At 65.1% G+C, this 17,388-nt stretch carries 16 protein-coding genes and 1 tRNA gene; 10 read left to right on the top strand and 7 right to left on the bottom strand.

Annotated features, from left to right (window positions below):
• Window positions 1-234: 234 nt before the first annotated feature.
• From C1737_RS25465 to C1737_RS25450, 3 genes are all read right to left on the bottom strand, one after another.
• Entirely contained in the window at window positions 235-750 is a 516-nt protein-coding gene (locus tag C1737_RS25465; protein WP_068095017.1) for a hypothetical protein, read from the bottom strand.
• 151 nt (window positions 751-901) lie between these two features.
• Window positions 902-1,318, bottom strand: a complete 417-nt coding sequence (locus tag C1737_RS25460; protein WP_142393497.1) for a hypothetical protein — start codon at window positions 1,316-1,318, stop codon at window positions 902-904.
• A 782-nt stretch (window positions 1,319-2,100) separates the two neighbouring features.
• Window positions 2,101-2,174, bottom strand: a tRNA-Leu gene (locus tag C1737_RS25450).
• Between the two features lie 355 nt (window positions 2,175-2,529).
• Between C1737_RS25450 and C1737_RS25445 the strand changes: the two genes are divergently transcribed.
• The 4 genes from C1737_RS25445 to C1737_RS25430 all read left to right on the top strand — a co-directional run bounded on the left by C1737_RS25445 (window position 2,530) and on the right by C1737_RS25430 (window position 5,445).
• A complete protein-coding gene (locus tag C1737_RS25445; RefSeq protein ID WP_068095063.1) occupies window positions 2,530-3,435 on the top strand; it encodes a PE domain-containing protein in 906 nt (301 codons plus the stop codon).
• A gap of 60 nt (window positions 3,436-3,495) precedes the next feature.
• Window positions 3,496-4,656 (top strand): PPE domain-containing protein, encoded by a 1,161-nt coding sequence (locus C1737_RS25440; protein WP_068095022.1) that lies wholly within the window; start codon window positions 3,496-3,498, stop codon window positions 4,654-4,656.
• Window positions 4,657-4,819: 163 nt separating this feature from the next.
• Window positions 4,820-5,116 carry a WXG100 family type VII secretion target gene (locus tag C1737_RS25435; RefSeq protein WP_007168951.1) on the top strand — a complete coding sequence of 99 codons (297 nt, stop codon included), beginning with the start codon at window positions 4,820-4,822 and terminating at the stop codon, window positions 5,114-5,116.
• A gap of 44 nt (window positions 5,117-5,160) precedes the next feature.
• Entirely contained in the window at window positions 5,161-5,445 is a 285-nt protein-coding gene (locus C1737_RS25430) for a WXG100 family type VII secretion target (protein ID WP_046182844.1), read from the top strand.
• Window positions 5,446-5,525: 80 nt separating this feature from the next.
• Here C1737_RS25430 and C1737_RS25425 read toward each other — a convergent pair whose 3' ends face one another.
• The gene (locus tag C1737_RS25425; protein WP_102419763.1) at window positions 5,526-6,893 is read right to left on the bottom strand and encodes a PPE domain-containing protein; all 1,368 of its coding nucleotides are present in this window, start codon (window positions 6,891-6,893) and stop codon (window positions 5,526-5,528) included.
• 443 nt (window positions 6,894-7,336) lie between these two features.
• Between C1737_RS25425 and C1737_RS25420 the strand changes: the two genes are divergently transcribed.
• Window positions 7,337-8,110, top strand: coding sequence for a response regulator transcription factor (locus C1737_RS25420; protein WP_068095028.1), 774 nt, complete (start codon window positions 7,337-7,339; stop codon window positions 8,108-8,110).
• Window positions 8,107-9,624 (top strand): cell wall metabolism sensor histidine kinase WalK, encoded by a 1,518-nt coding sequence (locus C1737_RS25415; RefSeq protein ID WP_067928252.1) that lies wholly within the window; start codon window positions 8,107-8,109, stop codon window positions 9,622-9,624. Before C1737_RS25420 ends, C1737_RS25415 begins: the two co-directional genes overlap by 4 nt.
• Window positions 9,625-9,634: 10 nt before the next feature.
• Here the strand turns inward: C1737_RS25415 and C1737_RS27595 are convergent, their stop codons facing one another.
• The 3 genes from C1737_RS27595 to C1737_RS26645 all read right to left on the bottom strand — a co-directional run bounded on the left by C1737_RS27595 (window position 9,635) and on the right by C1737_RS26645 (window position 11,534).
• Entirely contained in the window at window positions 9,635-9,721 is an 87-nt protein-coding gene (locus tag C1737_RS27595; RefSeq protein ID WP_369807572.1) for a 50S ribosomal protein bL37, read from the bottom strand.
• Between the two features lie 18 nt (window positions 9,722-9,739).
• The gene (locus tag C1737_RS25410) at window positions 9,740-10,702 is read right to left on the bottom strand and encodes an SDR family NAD(P)-dependent oxidoreductase (protein ID WP_158244001.1); all 963 of its coding nucleotides are present in this window, start codon (window positions 10,700-10,702) and stop codon (window positions 9,740-9,742) included.
• Window positions 10,703-10,961: 259 nt separating this feature from the next.
• Window positions 10,962-11,534: a DUF6611 family protein gene (locus C1737_RS26645; protein ID WP_142393495.1), complete on the bottom strand. Its 573-nt coding sequence runs from the start codon at window positions 11,532-11,534 to the stop codon at window positions 10,962-10,964.
• Between the two features lie 205 nt (window positions 11,535-11,739).
• Between C1737_RS26645 and C1737_RS25400 the strand changes: the two genes are divergently transcribed.
• The 4 genes from C1737_RS25400 to kdpB all read left to right on the top strand — a co-directional run bounded on the left by C1737_RS25400 (window position 11,740) and on the right by kdpB (window position 17,388).
• Window positions 11,740-13,107 carry a DUF2254 domain-containing protein gene (locus C1737_RS25400; protein ID WP_231985842.1) on the top strand — a complete coding sequence of 456 codons (1,368 nt, stop codon included), beginning with the start codon at window positions 11,740-11,742 and terminating at the stop codon, window positions 13,105-13,107.
• A 245-nt stretch (window positions 13,108-13,352) separates the two neighbouring features.
• Window positions 13,353-13,568, top strand: coding sequence for a potassium-transporting ATPase subunit F (locus C1737_RS27590; RefSeq protein WP_369807571.1), 216 nt, complete (start codon window positions 13,353-13,355; stop codon window positions 13,566-13,568).
• Complete coding sequence (kdpA, locus tag C1737_RS25390) at window positions 13,568-15,238, top strand: potassium-transporting ATPase subunit KdpA (protein WP_067928262.1); 1,671 nt, start codon at window positions 13,568-13,570, stop codon at window positions 15,236-15,238. Before C1737_RS27590 ends, kdpA begins: the two co-directional genes overlap by 1 nt.
• The gene (gene kdpB, locus C1737_RS25385; RefSeq protein WP_102419759.1) at window positions 15,238-17,388 is read left to right on the top strand and encodes a potassium-transporting ATPase subunit KdpB; all 2,151 of its coding nucleotides are present in this window, start codon (window positions 15,238-15,240) and stop codon (window positions 17,386-17,388) included. Before kdpA ends, kdpB begins: the two co-directional genes overlap by 1 nt.

Raw genomic sequence — 17,388 nt, 5'->3', positions numbered from 1 at the left:
AGCACGTCGCGGTCGGCGGAGACGATGAAGCCGTGATTGCCCTACGCCTGGCAATGCACCGCACCGGCGTTGTCGACCGCGAGGGAGCGCCGGGCCTCTGTACACGCTCGCCGGCGGGAGAACGAGAACGTCGCGGGTGAAGATCGCGATGCCCGAATGGCGGTACGCGACACCGTTTCGGCCGCCGAGCGGACCGCGAACTCGTCGGCGATCCGGTAACCGCGATCGAAGGCTTCAGGTCACCTGTGCTTGTAGCCACGCGTACAGGTTCGCCGGATAGGACTGGCCCTGGTAGGCGGCCCATGCCACGCCGAGAAAGTTGTCGGTGTCCTTGGTCCACACCACGGCGCCATCGCGGTCGGTCTGGAAGGTGCGCGCCCGGCCACAGGCAACAGACCCGTACGTGGTTCCGTCGGAGATTCGGAGTCGAATGGGATCGGGAGACTTCGCCCCGGGACACGTCGTAGCGGTCCAATCCACGCCATTGACCACCGCCGAGAAAGCCTTCTGCAGCGTTGCCTGGTCACCGAAAATTTGATAGACCGCCGACGTCGGCCCGCCCGCGAACGAGTTAGGCCCACAACTCATTGCGGCCACGGCCGTCCCACGATCAATGGCGTGGCAGGTATCGCTGCTGTAGCCGGCCGGTAGCAGGTCACGTAGCGTGACGGCCGGATCAGCACGGGCCGGAATGGTCGGGACCATGGACGTCAACGCGACAGTCGCAGCGACGCAGGCGAGCCGGTTCATGACGCAACACTCGTCTGGTGCGGGCACGATGACTAGGGACTTCGGACCTCGGTTGAGACAAGGGCTGCGCCTTACCGCGGTCAAAGACCTACGTCACTATCGCGCCGGCCGGCTCAGGATGGGGCTCGCACATTGTGCTTTTCGTTGGTAGCTACCAGACGACAACTTCAGCGTTGTCACCGGCGTAGCAGTTCCAAGAATCGATGACCATGCCGTTCTCGAAATATGCAGGACGCTTGGTGGGGTCACAGAACACCTCATACCACTGATCAGTCGTGGGCGAATAAGCCAGGAAGTGAAGCCCGCCTGCAGTGAATTTGTCGTGGACGTTCCTGGCGAAAGGACAACTGGTGTGACCGCCAGCCACGCCCTCATGGCCGTCAGGGCACATAGTGAACACTGTCACAGTGGCACGCGTTGACGGCGCCGCCAGCAGGCCTGAGCCCAGCAGAGTGATTAACAGGGCAGCGCCCAACAGCCACACGCAAGCGGCGGCCAGCCACAGCCTTCTGACGCCTGAGCGTGTATGGCGGTGAACTGCTGCTGCACGTTTCGCGGTGATCTTCATCAGGTGCCCCCTCGGGAGCCATTTGCCGGATAGAGCATTAAGGGTCCGCCATCGCCACCAGCACGCAAGGGCCGTTCGGCCCCGACAGCTCGGGCCCTAGTGCCCAAATGAATCGGAAGTACGCGATCAGCAGTCGGCCAATCGCCCCGAACGGCAACGGGAGGGGTCTCGCCTTGCTAAGAACGATTCGGATGTTTCGGAAAACCGGTGAACCATTTGATCTACCGACGCTAGTCTTACGCTCTCGACTCCCTCGAAATGGGAGCAAAGTATTTGCCTTGGGCTACAAAACATTTGACGTCAAATCAGACGCGAAGATCCTGACCGAACGCATGATAGGAATCGAGCAAGACCTCCACTATTCGTCGGGTGAAAAGAAGACAGGCGCGGCCTTAATCGGCGTTTATTGCCTGCATATGCACCTTCGGGAGCGACCGGACGGAAACGTGGATTTGGAGTTCTTGGGCAAAGAGGGCCAGTTGTCTGCCGCGGTCAGCGAGAAAGAATGTCCATCTACCCGCCGACCAACTTAGACTGCTGGCCGACAAGGCAGACCGCTACCGTTCCCTAGTGCTGCTGCTGGGGGTTGGCGGCTTGCGATGGGGCGAGGCTGCCGCTCTGCGGATGATCCATGCCGGGGCCAACCCGAAGGTAGTGCAGCGGATGCTGGGGTATGCCAGCGCGGTCATGACGCTCGATGTACAGCGATTTGTTCGACAGCGACCTGGACCATGTCGCCGAAAGTGTGGCCAACCAGGGCGGCCGGCGGCCACCGACGCCGGTGCCCCCAGTCGGACTCGAACCGACACTTGACGGATTTTAAGTCCGCTGCCTCTGCCAATTGGGCTATGGGGGCTCGGCGGCGAATCTAGCGCGCGGCCGCCGAATCCGGGACACCGCATCCCGCCGTATCGAGCGAAATCGCCCACATGCGGCACTGCAGGGCATCGGCTAGGATCCGCGCCCACGCGCCTTAACCACGGCTTTCCGGCAGATGACAGATCACGCCGCCATGTCGTCCGGCAGGACCATGTTAAAACTGCCGCCCTCATCGTTAAGAAGCCGTAAACGGCTGTCACCCCGGCCCTTTCGGCCGGGAACGTGGAGTCGGGGGTCGTTAGTGTTACGCCAACGCACAGGGGCCGTTACGCGAACACTCAGGGTCGATCCACCGCATGGGGGTCGGCCGTTCCGAACACAAGGAGCAATCGATGTCATTTCTGACGACACAGACACAAGAGATGTTAGCTGCGGAGCAGCTGCTGTCGGGGATCAACACCAACCTGGCGGCGCAGAACGCGGGTGCGGCGCCGGCGACGACGGCGATCATCCCCGCGGGCGCCGACCCGGTGTCGGCCCAGCAAGCGGCCATCTTCACCGCGTACGGCACCCAGTACCAGACCATCGCCGCCGAGGCCCAGACGCTGCTGGAAAACTACGCGCAGACCCTGGGCATCAGCTCCAACAGCTACGGGACCACCGAGGCCATCAACGCGGCCCAGTCCGGTATTCAAGCCTTGGATTCGACAGCTCCCACCACGACGGCTGCTACTGCTACCGCGACGCCTGGCAGTGCCCTCGACTGGCTCTCATATCTGCTCGGTAGCACCGGCAACGGCACCAACCCAGCCATGCTCGGCGGGATGTTCGGCCTCTCGAGCAACGGCGCCAACATCTTGAACATCGGTGGTGGCAACTGGGCCTCCGCCGCGTCCGACCTGCTGGGCCTGGCCGGTGGCGGGCTGCTCGACACTTCCGCGGCGGATGCAGCCGGTGCGGCCGCCGACGCGGCGGGCCTGGCCGACGTCACGGCGCCCGTGGCCGGCGGAGGCATGGCCGGGCTGGGTGCCATGCCGATGGCCTCGATGGGCTCGGCGACCATGGTCAGCAACCTCTCGGTGCCGCCGAGTTGGGCCGGCTCGGCCACCCCGGTGGTGGGCACCAGCGCCGCGCCGCTCGAGACGGTCGGCTGGACCGCCGCCGCCCCGCAGGCCGGCATGGGGACCGTCATCCCCGGGATGCCGGGGATGGGCGCGGCCGCGCGCAACAGCGCCGGCTTCGGTGCGCCGCGCTACGGCGTCAAGCCGATCGTCATGCCGAAACCAGCGACCGTCTAACCCTTCGGGCAATTCCCACAGACTTCCAATTCCAAAAGACAAAAGGAGCAGGAAACACAAATGGTTCTTGACTTTGCAGCAATTCCCCCGGAGATCACCTCCTCGCTCATCTACTCCGGTGCGGGCTCGGCGCCGCTGATGGCAGCCGCGGCGGCCTACGCCAACCTCGGTGCCGAGATCAGCACCACGGCGACACAGTGGGAGTCGATCATCGCTTTGTTGACCAGCGAGCAGTGGACGGGAGGCGGATCGGCGGCGGCGGCGGCCGCGGCCCAGCCGATCATCACCTACCTGACCGAGACCGCGGCGACGCTCGAGCAGGCGAGTGCCCAGGCCACGGCGTCGGCGGCGGCGTTCGAGGCGGTGTACGCGGCGGTGGTGCCGCCGCAACTGGTCATCGCCAACAGAACTACGCAGGCGGCATTGTTGCCGTTCGCCGTCATCCCGACCGTCGCCGCCGAGATCGCGGCGTTGGACGCGCAGTACGCCGAAATGTGGGCCCAGGATGCCGCCGCCATGGCGGCGTACCAGGCGGCCTCGCTGGCCGCCGGGGTGCTGACTCCCGTAACGCCGCTGACGTCGACCACGAGCCCGGCGGCCGCCGCGGCCGCGGACAGCGCCGCCCTTGGCACTGACTCGACGGCCGGGACCGCCCAGGCGCTGCTTGCCCCGGTCACCTCGGCGGCGACGGTGGCCGCCGACCCCATCACGCCCACGTTCCCGGGCCTGCTGGGCTCGATCGACAACTTCCTCGGCACGCCCGCCGTGCTCAACGGCATCAACGGCGGTGTGAACACCGCGGCCTGGTTCGTCATGAACACCATCCCGACGGCCGTGTCGCTGGGCCACACGCTGGGCACGGTGCCCGCGATCCCGTTCGCGCTCACCGACTCGGTCACGCCGCTCGCCGGTGGGATGGTGCAGGGCACCATGGTCGGCTCGGTGTCCGGTGCGGGCGCATCGGCCGCCCTGGGCGAGGCCTCCGCGGTCGGCGGGCTGTCCGTGCCGGCCGGCTGGAATGCGGCCGCCCCGGCGTCGTTGGCGTCCTCCACCGCACCCCTCGAGGGCTCCGGGTGGACGGCCGCGGCCGAGGCCGAGCCGGTCGCCGCGATGCCTGGCATGCCGGGTATGGCCGCGGCGGCCAAGGGCGCCGGCGCCTACGGCACCGGGCCGCGGTACGGCTTCAAGCCGATCGTCATGCCCAAGCAAGTTGTTGTCTGATGTCGGGACCACCGATACGGGAAATTAGGGGGTATATGTCACCCGTTTGAGGCGATCAGTTAACCGGTAGGCCGTAATCTGTCTATAACGCGGCCACCACCGCATCAATTGCAACTGTTAAGACTTCGACACTGAAGGCTTGCAAGGATAAGGAGAAAGCAACATGGCAACACGTTTCATGACCGACCCGCACGAAATGCGGGCGATGGCGGGCCGCTTCGAGGTCCACGCCCAGACCGTCGAGGACGAGGCCCGCAAGATGTGGGCGTCGTCGATGAACATCGCCGGCTCGGGCTGGAGCGGTCAGGCGCAGGCCACCTCGTACGACACCATGGGTCAGGTCAACCAGGCCTTCCGCAACATCGTCAACATGCTCCACGGGGTGCGCGACGGGCTGATCCGCGACGCGAACAACTACGAGCAGCAAGAGCAGGCCTCGCAGCAGATCCTGAGCAGCTAGCAGCCGAAAACTACTGCTGTCCAATACTTTTAAGGAGCTAAGCAATGACAATCAATTACCAGTTCGGCGATGTCGACGCCCACGGTGCCTTGATCCGGGCCCAGGCCGCGTCTCTGGAGGCTGAGCACCAGGCCATCGTTCGCGATGTGCTTGCTGCCGGTGACTTCTGGGGCGGTGCCGGTTCGGTGGCCTGCCAGGAGTTCATCACCCAGTTGGGTCGCAACTTCCAGGTGATCTACGAGCAGGCCAACGCCCACGGCCAGAAGGTGCAGAGCGCCGGCAGCAACATGGCCAGCACCGACAGCGCCGTCGGGTCCAGCTGGGCCTGACGCCGCGTCCTCACTCGAAGGGCCCGCACACCACGGTGTGCGGGCCCTTTCGGTTTGTTCGGAAACCCTTGCGGGCCGGGCTATCCGGCCACCGGCGAACGCGGAATCAGTGAGGGACGGAACCCGATCCGGTGAACCCCGCCGTCGGACTCACGCCCGACCATGGCGCCCAGCGGCAGCTTGGAGATTCCGGTGGCCTGCGGCGCCGTCGGCGCCGCGCCCCACCCGGCCGGCGCGACGTTGGCGTCGAGGGCGGCGGGCAGCGGTGTCACCGACGAGACGGTGTCTGCCCAACTCGGCGGCACCGACAACGTTCCCAGCGAGGCCGCCTGGCCCACGCCCGCCGACGCGCCTTCGCCGAGGCCCCCGACCGGCCCGAGGGCTCCCAGGCCGGCCGCGTCCCCGAGGCCGCCCAACCCGGGGACCGCACCGCCTTCGGCCCCGAGGATCGAGCCCGCACCCTGCAGGTCGATTCCCAGGCCGTACACGTCCATCCCGATTCCGGCGCCGTCGGCGCCCAAACCCGCGCCATCCCCGCCCAGACCGGCGAAATCGGATCCCACGCCGACCACGTCCGAGGCCAGCCCGGCCGCATCCCCCGTGCCGGCGGTGCCGCCGAGAGCCGTCCCCAGACCCGACGCGGCGCTCAGGCCCGTACTGGCCGTCTTCGTCGCGCTCTTCGACGTGCCGGTCAAGCTGGAAAGCGCACTGAGGGGACTCGAGGCCCCGGACGTTCCCAATGACGCCCCGGTGCCCACCGCCGCCTGCGACAGGCCCGCGCCGGACGTGGACCCGGGCGTCGACATACTCTGCAGCGCCTGCGGAACGCTGGACATCGCCTGCGATGACGCCGTCTGGGCGGCGCTGCCGGCCTGGGTGCCGGTCGCCTGGCTCACCGCGCCCGCCTGGCCGGCGATGCCGCCCGGATTGGTCGTCTGCGGGGGCGGGGCGAAGGCGCCGAAGGTCGACGCGGAGGCGGAGCTGGCGGCGTAGGTGTACATCGCGGTCGCATCCTGCGCCCACATCTCGCTGTATTCGGCCTCGGTCGCCATGATGGCCGGCGTGTTCTGCCCCAGGACGTTCGTGGCGATCAACGCCATGAGGCGGGCACGGTTGGCCGCGATGAGCGGGGGCGGCACCGTCATCGCGTACGCCGCTTCGTAGGCCGCCGCCGCGGCGGTGGCCTGGGTCGCCGACTGCTCGCACAGCTCAGCGGTGGCCCGCAGCCACACCACGTAGGGAGCGACCGCGGCGGCCATAGCCGTCGATGTCGACCCCAGCCATTCGTCCGTCAGGGTCGTGATCACCGACTCATAGCCACCGGCCGCCGAGTTCAGCTCCAGGGCCAGCGAGTCCCATCCCGCCGACGCGGTCAGCAGCGTCGCTGGCCCGGGCCCCACATACATCCGGCCGGAATTGACCTCCGGAGGCAACGCGCCAAAGTCCATTGCTTTCCTTTGCTAGTTGAGTGACCGCAGTCGAAGCGGCGTTCCGCCGGCCCGTACCTCTGAAAAACGTTTCAGACGACCAGGATTCGTAACACCACGTAACTTGCTCTTAACGACAATTGGAGACGTCGTCGTCCCCGGCCGTCGTGGGTACGCGTTCGGCACCGACGGTGCGCGTCGCGATAACACGGGATTCGATTGCCGAAATCGACTCTTGCGCTGACGATTTGGAGAGCCTAACCTCGCAAATACTCTGGCCCGCCAGACCAACGACCATGCATCCCAGTATTTTTGGGAACTCAGCTCATCTCAAGCTGGCTGATGCGACACATATGAAACTCATATTTGAGCGGCATGTGATGTGACGCGGCCGACATCCGCACATTTGAGGTTTCTATGAGCTCCGTGACAGTTCGGTGTGTGATTTGCCAAAATGGAGGGACATGACGGCAATGTCGGGATACGCGGGAGGCCAGCGCCCTCGCCAAGCCATCCTCGGGCAGCTACCCAGGATTTACCGCGCCGACGGGTCTCCGATCAGGGTCCTACTGGTCGATGACGAGCCGGCGCTGACCAACCTGGTGAAGATGGCGTTGCACTACGAGGGCTGGGTTGTCGACATCGCCCACAACGGGCGCGAAGCGCTGGCGAAGTTCGACAAGGTCAGCCCCGACGTCCTGGTGCTCGACATCATGCTTCCCGACGTCGACGGGCTGCGGATCCTTGAACGCGTCCGCCAGTCCGAGCCCTATACCCCGACGCTCTTCCTGACGGCGCGGGACTCCGTCATGGACCGGGTCACCGGCCTGACCGCGGGCGCCGACGACTACATGACCAAGCCGTTCAGCCTCGAAGAGCTCGTCGCCCGGCTGCGCGGATTGCTGCGCCGTTCGGGCCAGCAGACGCCGCCGGCCGCCGAAACCCTCAAAGTCGGCGACCTGAGGGTCGACACCGCCAGCCGCGAGGTGACCCGCGACGGCACCCAGATATCGCTGTCCTCGACCGAGTTCGAGTTGCTGCGCTTTCTCATGCGCAACCCCCGCCGCGCATTGAGCCGCACCGAAATCCTCGACCGCGTCTGGAACTACGACTTCGCCGGCCGCACCAGCATCGTCGACCTCTACATCTCGTACCTGAGGAAGAAGATCGACTCCGGCCGGGAACCCATGATTCACACCGTGCGCGGTGTCGGGTACATGCTGCGGCCACCGGAATGACCACGGACCGGGATGCCCTGGCCGGAGACCTTCCGCGGTGGCTACCCCGTTCATTGCGGCGCCAATTGCTGTTGGGCGTACTGGCCGTGGTCAGCGTGGTGCTGATGACGGTGGGAATCGTCTCCGTGCTGAGCCTGCGCGGCTACGTCACCTCGATGAGCGACGCCGACGTCGCCGGTTCCCTGGACGCGCTGGGCCACTCCTACGCCAAATACCTTGAGGGCGAACGCAATCCGTCCGCCGGTGCCAAGCCGCTGGACCAGGCGATGCTGCAGTTCCCCGACCAGACGCCGGGGAACCTGATCGTGGTGCTGCACAACGGGACCGTCATCGGATCGGCGGTGTTCTCGGAAGCCGAGGCGCGGCCGGCGCCCGCCGACGTGGTTCGCGCCATCGAAGCGCAGTCATGGGGCGAGGGGCCGCCACGGACCGAAAACCTGCGCAGCCTCGGGTTCTACCGGCTCAACAGCCACGTCGACGGATCCGACGTCCTGATCGCCGGGGTGTCGCTGAATCTCGCCGACCAGATCATCGCGCGCAAGCAGCTCACCACCACCGTGCTCATCGCGGCCGCTCTGGCGGTCACCGCCGGGCTCACCGTGTGGGTCGTCGGCTACACCCTTCGGCCGCTGCGCCGGCTGGCCGGCGTCGCGGCCGAAGTCGCCGCCATGCCGCTCACCGACGACGACCACCGCATCAGCGTCCGGGTGAGACCGCGGGACACCAACCAGCAGAACGAGGTCGGCATCGTCGGCCACACCCTGAACAGGCTGCTCGACAACGTCGACAGTGCGCTGGCGCAGCGTGCCGAATCCGATCTGCGCATGCGGCAATTCATCACCGACGCCAGCCACGAACTGCGCACGCCGCTGGCGGCGATTCAGGGATACGCCGAACTCACCCGCCAGGACAGCTCCGAGTTGCCGCCGACCACCGAATACGCGCTGGCCCGCATCGAGTCCGAAGCGCGGCGCATGACGCTGCTGGTCGACGAGCTGCTCCTGCTCTCCCGCCTCGGCGAAGGGCAAGACCTGCAGAGCGAGGACGTCGACCTGGCCGAGCTCGTGGTCAACGCCGTGAACGACGCGGCGGTCGCGGCGCCCACGCACCACTGGGTGAAGGACCTGCCCGACGAGCCGGTGTGGGTCCGCGGCGATCATGCGCGGCTACACCAGCTGGTCAGCAACCTGCTCAACAACGCCCGGGTGCACACCCCGCCGGGGGTCACCGTCACGACTGCGATCGCCTGCCACCGCGACGGGCCCGGCGGCCCCGTCGCGGAACTGAGCGTCACCGACGACGGGCCGGGCATCGACCCCGAGCTGCTGCCCCGCTTGTTCGAACGTTTTGCCCGGGCCGACAATTCGAGGCTCAACAGCTCGGGCACCGGGCTGGGCCTGGCCATCGTCGATTCGATCGTCAAGGCCCACCACGGCTCCGTCACCGCCGAATCCGCCGAGGGCAGAACGGTTTTCCGGGTGCGGATCCCGATGATCGCCGGCCCCGGCGCCTAGGGTGTGACCGTCATCGGGGGCTGCCCGACGCAGGCCGCTTCCCGTGGTTGGCCTTCTTCTTCCGGCGGGCGCGCTTCTTGTCGGCTCGCTTGGACATCGTCTGCCTCCCTTACCTTTAGCGCAACGCGGACGCGACAAGGCGCGCGCTGAGCTTTGCCAGTCGGTCGCGAGCCCGCGGGTTATCGATCAGCGCTGCAGTCTTTCCGGGCCGCAGGCCTTCGTAGAAGCCACCATTCATCACGCCGTAGTCAGGCGATCCAAGCGTGGTGAGTATCGGAGCAGCCTCCTCGGCCACCTGACCGACGCGACCGTAAATGGGCAGCAGCCGAGTGTCGAAGACGCCGGGATCGAGGCTCAACGCGGTGAACGAATCCCCGACAGTCTCGGCCAGAGTCTTGGTGTACATCGTCAGCGCCAGCTTGGATTGCGCGTAGGCCGCCAGCGGCCAATACTGCTCGCCGGCCAGATTCTTCCACTTGATGGTTCCGCCGCGGTGCATCACCGAAGAGACGTTGAGTACTCGTCCGCCACTCGCGACGAGCCGGGGCGTCAATTTGGTGGTCAGTAGATAGGGCGCGAGATAGTTGACCTGGAAGGTCAGCTCCGTGCCATCTTGCGTGTGGGTGCGCCGCTCCGCGGCAAAGACCGCGGCGTTGTTGACCAGCAGATCCAGGGCCGGCAGGGTCGCTGTGAGCATGTCGCCCAACTCAGCAACCTCCTTGAGGCGGGTGAAGTCGGCAACGACCAAAAACAGGCGCAACGGTTCCGCGCCGTCTTTGACCAAACGCGTCATCGCGTCTTCACCACTGTCGTGGTCTGGGGCGTGCAGATAGACGGTCGCGCCCTCGTCGACGAATCGGCGGGCGGTCGCAAACCCGATGCCGTCGGTGGCACCGGTGACGAGAACTACCAGAGATTTCGAATTGATCATGCGAATAACAGCTTTCAGGTATGGCGGGACCAACTGCGGCCACCATGGAATGAGAGGACGAATTGACGGAGCGATCCGAACCGCTACGTGCCGAAGAGCAAGGTTCAGAAGATGATTGAGCCACGCGACGGTGGCTCGTCGTCCCAACCCGCACCGTAGCGCTCCAGCACCGAAGGCACTGCAATGGCGACAGCAGCGGTACGGGTCATGACTCCATGGCAGCCTGCGGCAGGGCACGTACGCCATGCAACTGTCGATTTCTTGATGCGAATGTTGCTTTCCCTGACGCGTTGTTAACGCCGTGCCGGCGCTTCCTCAACCAGACGGTGGCGATTGTTGTGACCACGCAGAAGACGGTTAACAAGGTCGCCGCCGCGGCAACGGCATCGGGAATTGCACCAGGGCGTCAGACATCCGCGAACGCCGCGACGCTGTCATAGGCTTCCCACCAGGTGGCCTCATGCTCGACCGGTGAGATTTCATGAGTCGCCAACATGCGGTCGGCATCAATGAGCATTTCGACCAGCGCTCGCCACTGCATGTACCTGCGCAGCTCCCGCACGTCGCCGGTGTTGGGCATGAGGATGATCGACAACGATCTGGCTCGGACGCTGCGGGGCCCGGCCCGTAAGAAGAGGAGCATGCTGGTACTCAGGTAGGCGACCGCAGCGACTGTCAGCACGGCACCGGGTGAGGTCGTCGCATTGCCAAACACCATGACACCGAGCAGCATCAGTGCGGCGGCGGTTATCGGCCAAGCACGCCAGAGCCGTGCCAGCCGCCGATCAGTGGTACTGACTCCGGGTGGGTAGATGATCAGGCTATAGCGGCGAACCCCGTACCGGCTGACCACGGCCTCATACGATCCCCATGGGTGCGCGCCGTCGAGCAGGCGCGACAACCAACCCAGCCCAGCAATTGGTGCCTGGGTCGGCTGGGCAACTACGCGTTCAACGGTTCGGTCTTGAGCGTCACGCATGGTTTTGGGTCTACGCCGAGCGCACGGCGCCCACCGTGACCCGAACGGCATCCATACGCCCGAGCCGCGAATGTTTACGGATCCTTTTCGACCTATGGCATGGCTCGGCGTGTCTGATCAGAATCCGGTGAGCACCACACTTGCAATTATCGGCCCAGGTCAGTTATAAATCCGCCGTGATGGCGAGCGCTACGGTGCTCATTTCGTGGGCGGTCGCACCGATGTGACGCCAAGCCTCGGCGTGATGTGGCCACAGTGGCGGCGGGAAGAGCTGCGCACCAATCTGTGGCTGGTCCCGACGATCGTAATCTTCGGGGCCCTCGGACTTTTCGGCGTTACATTGCGGCTGGACCGAGCCGCTTACTACGGGCGGTTTCGGCCTCCTTCGTTCGTGATCAGCGGCACCGCCGATGCAGCGCGTCAGATCCTGACCTCCATTGCGGCATCGGTGATCACTGTGGTTGGGATCGTCTTTTCCATCACGATCGTGACGCTGACACTGGCGTCGACGCAGTTTGGTCCGCGAATGTTGCGCAATTTCATCCGTGACCGGGGCACCCAACTCACCTTGGGAACATTCGTAGCGACGTTTGTGTATTGCGTCGTGGTGCTGGTTTCGATCGGACCTGGTGATCGGGGCGAGTTCGTCCCCCACATTTCGATCACGACTGCGTTCGGTTTGGTGCTGATCGATCTGGCGGTGCTGATCTATTTCATTCACCACATCGCCACCCAGATCCAGCTCCCCCAGGTGATCGCCGGCATCGCCAAAGACCTTGCCCAAGCAGTCGCCGCGCAAAGCGAGGATCAGCCGCGATTCGCGACGCGAAGGCCAGCGCAGGGCCCCTCTCTCGACGAGCTGCTCGCCCGAATAGAAACGTCAGGAAGCGTCATCCGTACCCCAAAGAGTGGCTACCTTCAGTTCATCCGTCACCAGACGCTGGTCCGCATCGCCACCGAGGCGGACGCGGTGATCCGGCTGCCCTACCGCCCCGGGCATTTCCTCGTCGAAGGCCGCGAACTGGCCAGTGTCTGGCCCCCGGACACCGCCGAGCGGGTGGCTCAATCCCTGGCCCGCGCTCAGGCGACCGGCCCGCACCGCACGCTGTCGCAGGACGTCGCCTTCGGCGTCGACCAGCTCGTGGAGATCGCCATCCGAGCACTATCGCCGGCCGTCAACGACACGTTCACCGCGCTCACGTGCGTCGACTGGCTAGGCGATTGCCTGTGCAAGATCGCACCGGTATGGTCCCCGACCCAAGTCCATCGCGACCAGCGCGGGGTCATCCGCGTCATCTCCGATCAGGTCAGTTACGAGCGGCTGGTGCAGCGGGCATTCGAAAAGATCCGCCAGGCCGGGCGCGGCATGCCGGCGGTGATGATCCGCCAGCTCGAGGCGCTGACGACGATCATGGAACAGACGATCGATCCGCAGCGCGCGCAAGTCCTGATGGATCAGGCTGACATGGTCGAGCGCGCGAATCTGGAATCAGTTCCCGAACGGTCCGACCGCGCTGACGTCGAACGCCGATACGGCGCATTACGAGCCCTCTACGAACGCCTCGTTGCGTGAGCCGGCCGACCGGCGCTTGTCAAAGTCATTGCTGCAGTTGACTTTTGGAATCCAGATCACATCGCAGGTGATTGAGGCGGCACTCGGCCGAGCGGGCGGCGACAACTTCGAACTGACATGCGTAAACAAACCGTAAAGGTGCGCCGTGAGCCCGTTAGGAAAGTGTCAACCAAAGGCCCTATCGGATCGACCCCAGCTAACTTCAAGCTGACCTTGCCTCCGAGGAAAGCGCTGTGGCTACCTCGATGAGGTCCTTTCGTATGCACGCGATGGGCGCGGAACGGAGACAAGATGGGCGTGTTGGCATTCGTACTGCTCACGGTGGCGGTGTTCGCCGTACTGGGCTTGGTGCAGAAGTTGGTCGAGCGGCTGTGAACTACGAAAACATCGTCGGTTTGGTGCTTTCCGTCGTGCTTGCCTTGTTCCTCGGGTGCGCCTTGTTGTTCCCGGAGAGGTTCTAGTGAGCACAACAACAGCAGGCGTCATCTTCCTGCTCGTCCTCGTCGTGGCCTTGGTGCTGGTGCACGTGCCCTTCGGTGACTACATGTACCGGGTCTACACCTCAGACAAGGACTCCTATGTCGAGCGCGCGATCTACCGGTTAATCGGTGTTGACTCCCGCTCGGAGCAGACGTGGGGGGCCTACGCGCGAAGCGTCTTGGCGTTCTCGTCGATCAGCATCCTGTTCCTGTTCGTGTTCCAGCTCGTGCAGGGCAAGCTGCCGCTGCACTTGCATGACCCCGCGACGCAGATGACCCCGGGGCTGGCGTGGAACACCGCCGTCAGCTTCGTTACCAACACCAACTGGCAGGCCTATTCCGGCGAATCGACACAGGGCCATCTGGTGCAGATGGCCGGGCTGGCGGTGCAGAACTTCGTCTCGGCCGCGGTCGGCATGGCGGTGGCGATCGCGCTGGTGCGCGGGTTTGCGCGCAGGCGCACCGGCGATCTCGGAAACTTCTGGGTCGACCTGGTTCGGGGCACGCTGCGCATCCTGCTGCCCATCGCGGTCCTAGGCGCGATCGTGCTGGTCGCAGGTGGAGCGATTCAGAACTTCCACCTGAACGACCAAGTCGTCACCACCCTCGGCGGCACCCAACAAACCATCACCGGCGGCCCGGTCGCCAGCCAAGAAGTCATCAAGGAGCTCGGCACCAACGGCGGCGGCTTCTACAACGCGAACTCCGCCCACCCGTTTGAGAACCCCAACGCGTGGACGAACTGGATTGAGATATTCCTCTTGCTGGTGATCAGCTTCTCGCTGCCACGCACGTTCGGGCGCATGGTGGGTAACACCAAGCAGGGCTACGCGATCGCGTCGGTCATGGCGTCGCTGTACTTGATCAGCGTGACATTCATGATGTGGTTCCAGCTCCAGCATCACGGCACGGTGCCGACCGCGATCGGCGCGGCGATGGAAGGGGTCGAGCAGCGGTTCGGTGTCGCCAACTCTGCGGTGTTCGCCGACTCGACGACGCTCACCTCCACCGGCGCCGTCGACTCGTTCCACGACTCTTACACCAGCCTCGGCGGGATGATCACCATGTTCAACATGCAGCTGGGTGAAGTCGCGCCCGGCGGCACCGGCTCGGGCCTCTACGGCATGCTGGTCCTGGCGGTGATCACCGTATTCGTCGCGGGGCTGATGGTCGGGCGCACCCCGGAATACCTCGGCAAGAAGATTAATCCTCGCGAAATCAAGCTTGCCGCAAGCTATTTCCTGGTTACGCCGCTGATCGTCTTGACCGGCACCGCGATCGCGATGGCGCTACCGGGAGAGCGCGCCGGGATGCTGAACACCGGCCCGCACGGCCTGTCCGAAGTCCTCTACGCGTTCACGTCGGCGGCCAACAACAACGGGTCCGCCTTCGCCGGCATCAGCGTCAACACCAACTGGTACAACACCGCCCTCGGCTTGGCCATGGTGTTCGGCCGATTCCTGCCGATCGTGCTCGTCCTGGCCTTGGCCGGCTCACTGGCCAGGCAGGGCATGACGCCCGAATCGGCCGGCACTCTGCCCACCCATCGGCCACAGTTCGTCGGAATGGTCGCCGGCGTCACCCTGATCCTTGTAGCCCTCACCTTCCTGCCCATGCTTGCTCTCGGGCCTCTCGCCGAAGGAATCCACTGATGACTGCCTCCACCATCGACACGGCTGAGGAGACCCAGCCGACGGAGCACACAAGCACAAAACGGGTGCAGGGCGGCCTGCTCGACCCGAAGATGCTGTTGAAGTCGACACCCGATGCGCTGCGCAAACTCGACCCGCGCACCCTGTGGCGCAACCCGGTGATGTTCATCGTTGAGATCGGGGCCACCTGGAGCACCGTGCTCGCGATCATCAACCCGACCTGGTTCGCATGGTTGATCGTGGTCTGGTTGTGGCTAACCGTATTGTTCGCGAACCTCGCGGAGGCAGTAGCCGAAGGCCGCGGCAAGGCTCAGGCAGAAACGCTGCGGCGAGCCAAGAGTCACACGTTGGCGCGACGGCTCAAGGACTGGAGGCCAGGCGCGCCGGTCACCGAAGAAGAGGTCGCGGCACCGCTGCTGCAACAGGGCGACATCGTCGTGGTCGAAGCCGGGCAGGTGATACCGGGCGACGGCGACGTCGTCGAAGGCATTGCCTCCGTGGACGAATCGGCGATCACCGGCGAGTCCGCGCCCGTGATCCGCGAGTCCGGTGGTGACCGCTCGGCGGTCACCGGAGGCACCACCGTGCTGAGCGACCGGATCGTCGTGCAGATCACCCAGAAGCCCGGGGAAAGCTTCATCGACCGAATGATCGCCCTCGTCGAGGGCGCCAACCGGCAGAAGACCCCCAACGAGATCGCGCTGAACATCCTGTTGGCCGCGCTGACGATCATCTTCGTCTTCGCCGTTGCCACCCTGCAGCCGCTGGCGGTCTATTCGAAAGCGAACAACCCGGGCGTCCCGGACACCCAGGCGCTCAACGCAAATGGCGTCACCGGAATCGTGATGGTGTCGCTGCTGGTGTGCCTGATCCCCACCACAATCGGCGCGCTGCTGTCGGCCATCGGCATCGCCGGGATGGACCGGCTGGTCCAGCGCAACGTGCTCGCCATGTCCGGGCGCGCGGTTGAAGCGGCGGGCGACGTCAACACACTGTTGCTCGACAAGACGGGGACCATCACCCTCGGCAATCGACAGGCTGCCGCCTTCGTCCCCCTCGACGGGGTCACGAATGAGCAACTTGCCGATGCCGCTCAGTTGTCCAGCCTCGCCGACGAAACACCGGAGGGACGCTCGATCGTCGTCTACGCGAAGCAGCACTTCGGGCTGCGCGCGCGCACACCCGGCGAACTCTCCCAGGCCCAATGGGTGGCCTTCTCTGCCACGACCCGCATGTCGGGTGTCGACCTCGACGGGCATCTGCTGCGCAAGGGTGCGGCCAACTCGGTCGCGGAATGGGTACGCGGCCAAGGCGGCAAGGTGCCCCACCAGCTCGGCGAGATTGTCGACGGCATCTCCGCCGCCGGCGGCACCCCGCTCGTCGTCGGGGAGTGCCGTGACGGCGCGGCGGCGGTGCTAGGTGTCATCCACCTCAAGGACGTCGTCAAGCAGGGCATGCGGGAACGCTTCGACGAAATGCGCAAGATGGGCATCCGGACGGTGATGATCACCGGGGATAACCCGCTGACCGCCAAAGCGATTGCCGACGAGGCAGGTGTCGACGACTTTCTGGCCGAGGCCACTCCCGAGGACAAACTCGCGTTGATCAAGCGCGAGCAGGAAGGCGGCAAGCTAGTCGCGATGACCGGCGATGGCACCAATGACGCGCCGGCCCTGGCTCAGGCCGACGTGGGCGTGGCGATGAACACCGGCACGTCGGCGGCAAAAGAGGCCGGCAACATGGTCGACCTCGACTCCGACCCGACCAAGTTGATCGAGATCGTCGAGATCGGCAAGCAGCTGTTGATCACCCGCGGCGCGCTGACCACCTTCTCGATCGCCAACGACATTGCCAAGTACTTCGCGATCATCCCGGCCATGTTCGTCGCGCTGTTCCCGGGACTGGACATGATCAACATCATGCGGCTGCACAGTCCGCAGTCGGCGATCCTGTCGGCGGTGATCTTCAACGCGGTCGTCATCGTGGCGCTGATCCCGTTGTCTTTGCGCGGCGTCCGCTACACACCGAGCAGCGCGTCAAAATTGTTGAGCCGCAACCTCTACATCTACGGTCTCGGCGGCATCGTGGCCCCGTTCATCGGAATCAAGGCGATCGACCTGATCATCCAATTCGTCCCAGGGATGTCCTGA

Origin of the sequence: Mycobacterium sp. 4858 (genome assembly GCF_900240975.1) — a bacterium.
Classification (GTDB): domain Bacteria; phylum Actinomycetota; class Actinomycetes; order Mycobacteriales; family Mycobacteriaceae; genus Mycobacterium.
The sequence above is the reverse complement of the archived record's forward strand: the minus strand, read 5'-3'. Positions and strand labels throughout refer to the sequence as shown.

What these genes read in the sequence shown, in the direction of transcription:
- C1737_RS25465 (WP_068095017.1), bottom strand. Translation starts at nt 750, where the DNA reads ATGAACCGGCTCGCCTGCGTCGCTGCGACTGTCGCGTTGACGTCCATG.
- C1737_RS25460 (WP_142393497.1), bottom strand. Translation starts at nt 1,318, where the DNA reads ATGAAGATCACCGCGAAACGTGCAGCAGCAGTTCACCGCCATACACGC.
- C1737_RS25445 (WP_068095063.1), top strand. Translation starts at nt 2,530, where the DNA reads ATGTCATTTCTGACGACACAGACACAAGAGATGTTAGCTGCGGAGCAG.
- C1737_RS25440 (WP_068095022.1), top strand. Translation starts at nt 3,496, where the DNA reads ATGGTTCTTGACTTTGCAGCAATTCCCCCGGAGATCACCTCCTCGCTC.
- C1737_RS25435 (WP_007168951.1), top strand. Translation starts at nt 4,820, where the DNA reads ATGGCAACACGTTTCATGACCGACCCGCACGAAATGCGGGCGATGGCG.
- C1737_RS25430 (WP_046182844.1), top strand. Translation starts at nt 5,161, where the DNA reads ATGACAATCAATTACCAGTTCGGCGATGTCGACGCCCACGGTGCCTTG.
- C1737_RS25425 (WP_102419763.1), bottom strand. Translation starts at nt 6,893, where the DNA reads ATGGACTTTGGCGCGTTGCCTCCGGAGGTCAATTCCGGCCGGATGTAT.
- C1737_RS25420 (WP_068095028.1), top strand. Translation starts at nt 7,337, where the DNA reads ATGACGGCAATGTCGGGATACGCGGGAGGCCAGCGCCCTCGCCAAGCC.
- C1737_RS25415 (WP_067928252.1), top strand. Translation starts at nt 8,107, where the DNA reads ATGACCACGGACCGGGATGCCCTGGCCGGAGACCTTCCGCGGTGGCTA.
- C1737_RS27595 (WP_369807572.1), bottom strand. Translation starts at nt 9,721, where the DNA reads ATGTCCAAGCGAGCCGACAAGAAGCGCGCCCGCCGGAAGAAGAAGGCC.
- C1737_RS26645 (WP_142393495.1), bottom strand. Translation starts at nt 11,534, where the DNA reads ATGCGTGACGCTCAAGACCGAACCGTTGAACGCGTAGTTGCCCAGCCG.
- C1737_RS27590 (WP_369807571.1), top strand. Translation starts at nt 13,353, where the DNA reads ATGAGGTCCTTTCGTATGCACGCGATGGGCGCGGAACGGAGACAAGAT.
- kdpB (WP_102419759.1), top strand. Translation starts at nt 15,238, where the DNA reads ATGACTGCCTCCACCATCGACACGGCTGAGGAGACCCAGCCGACGGAG.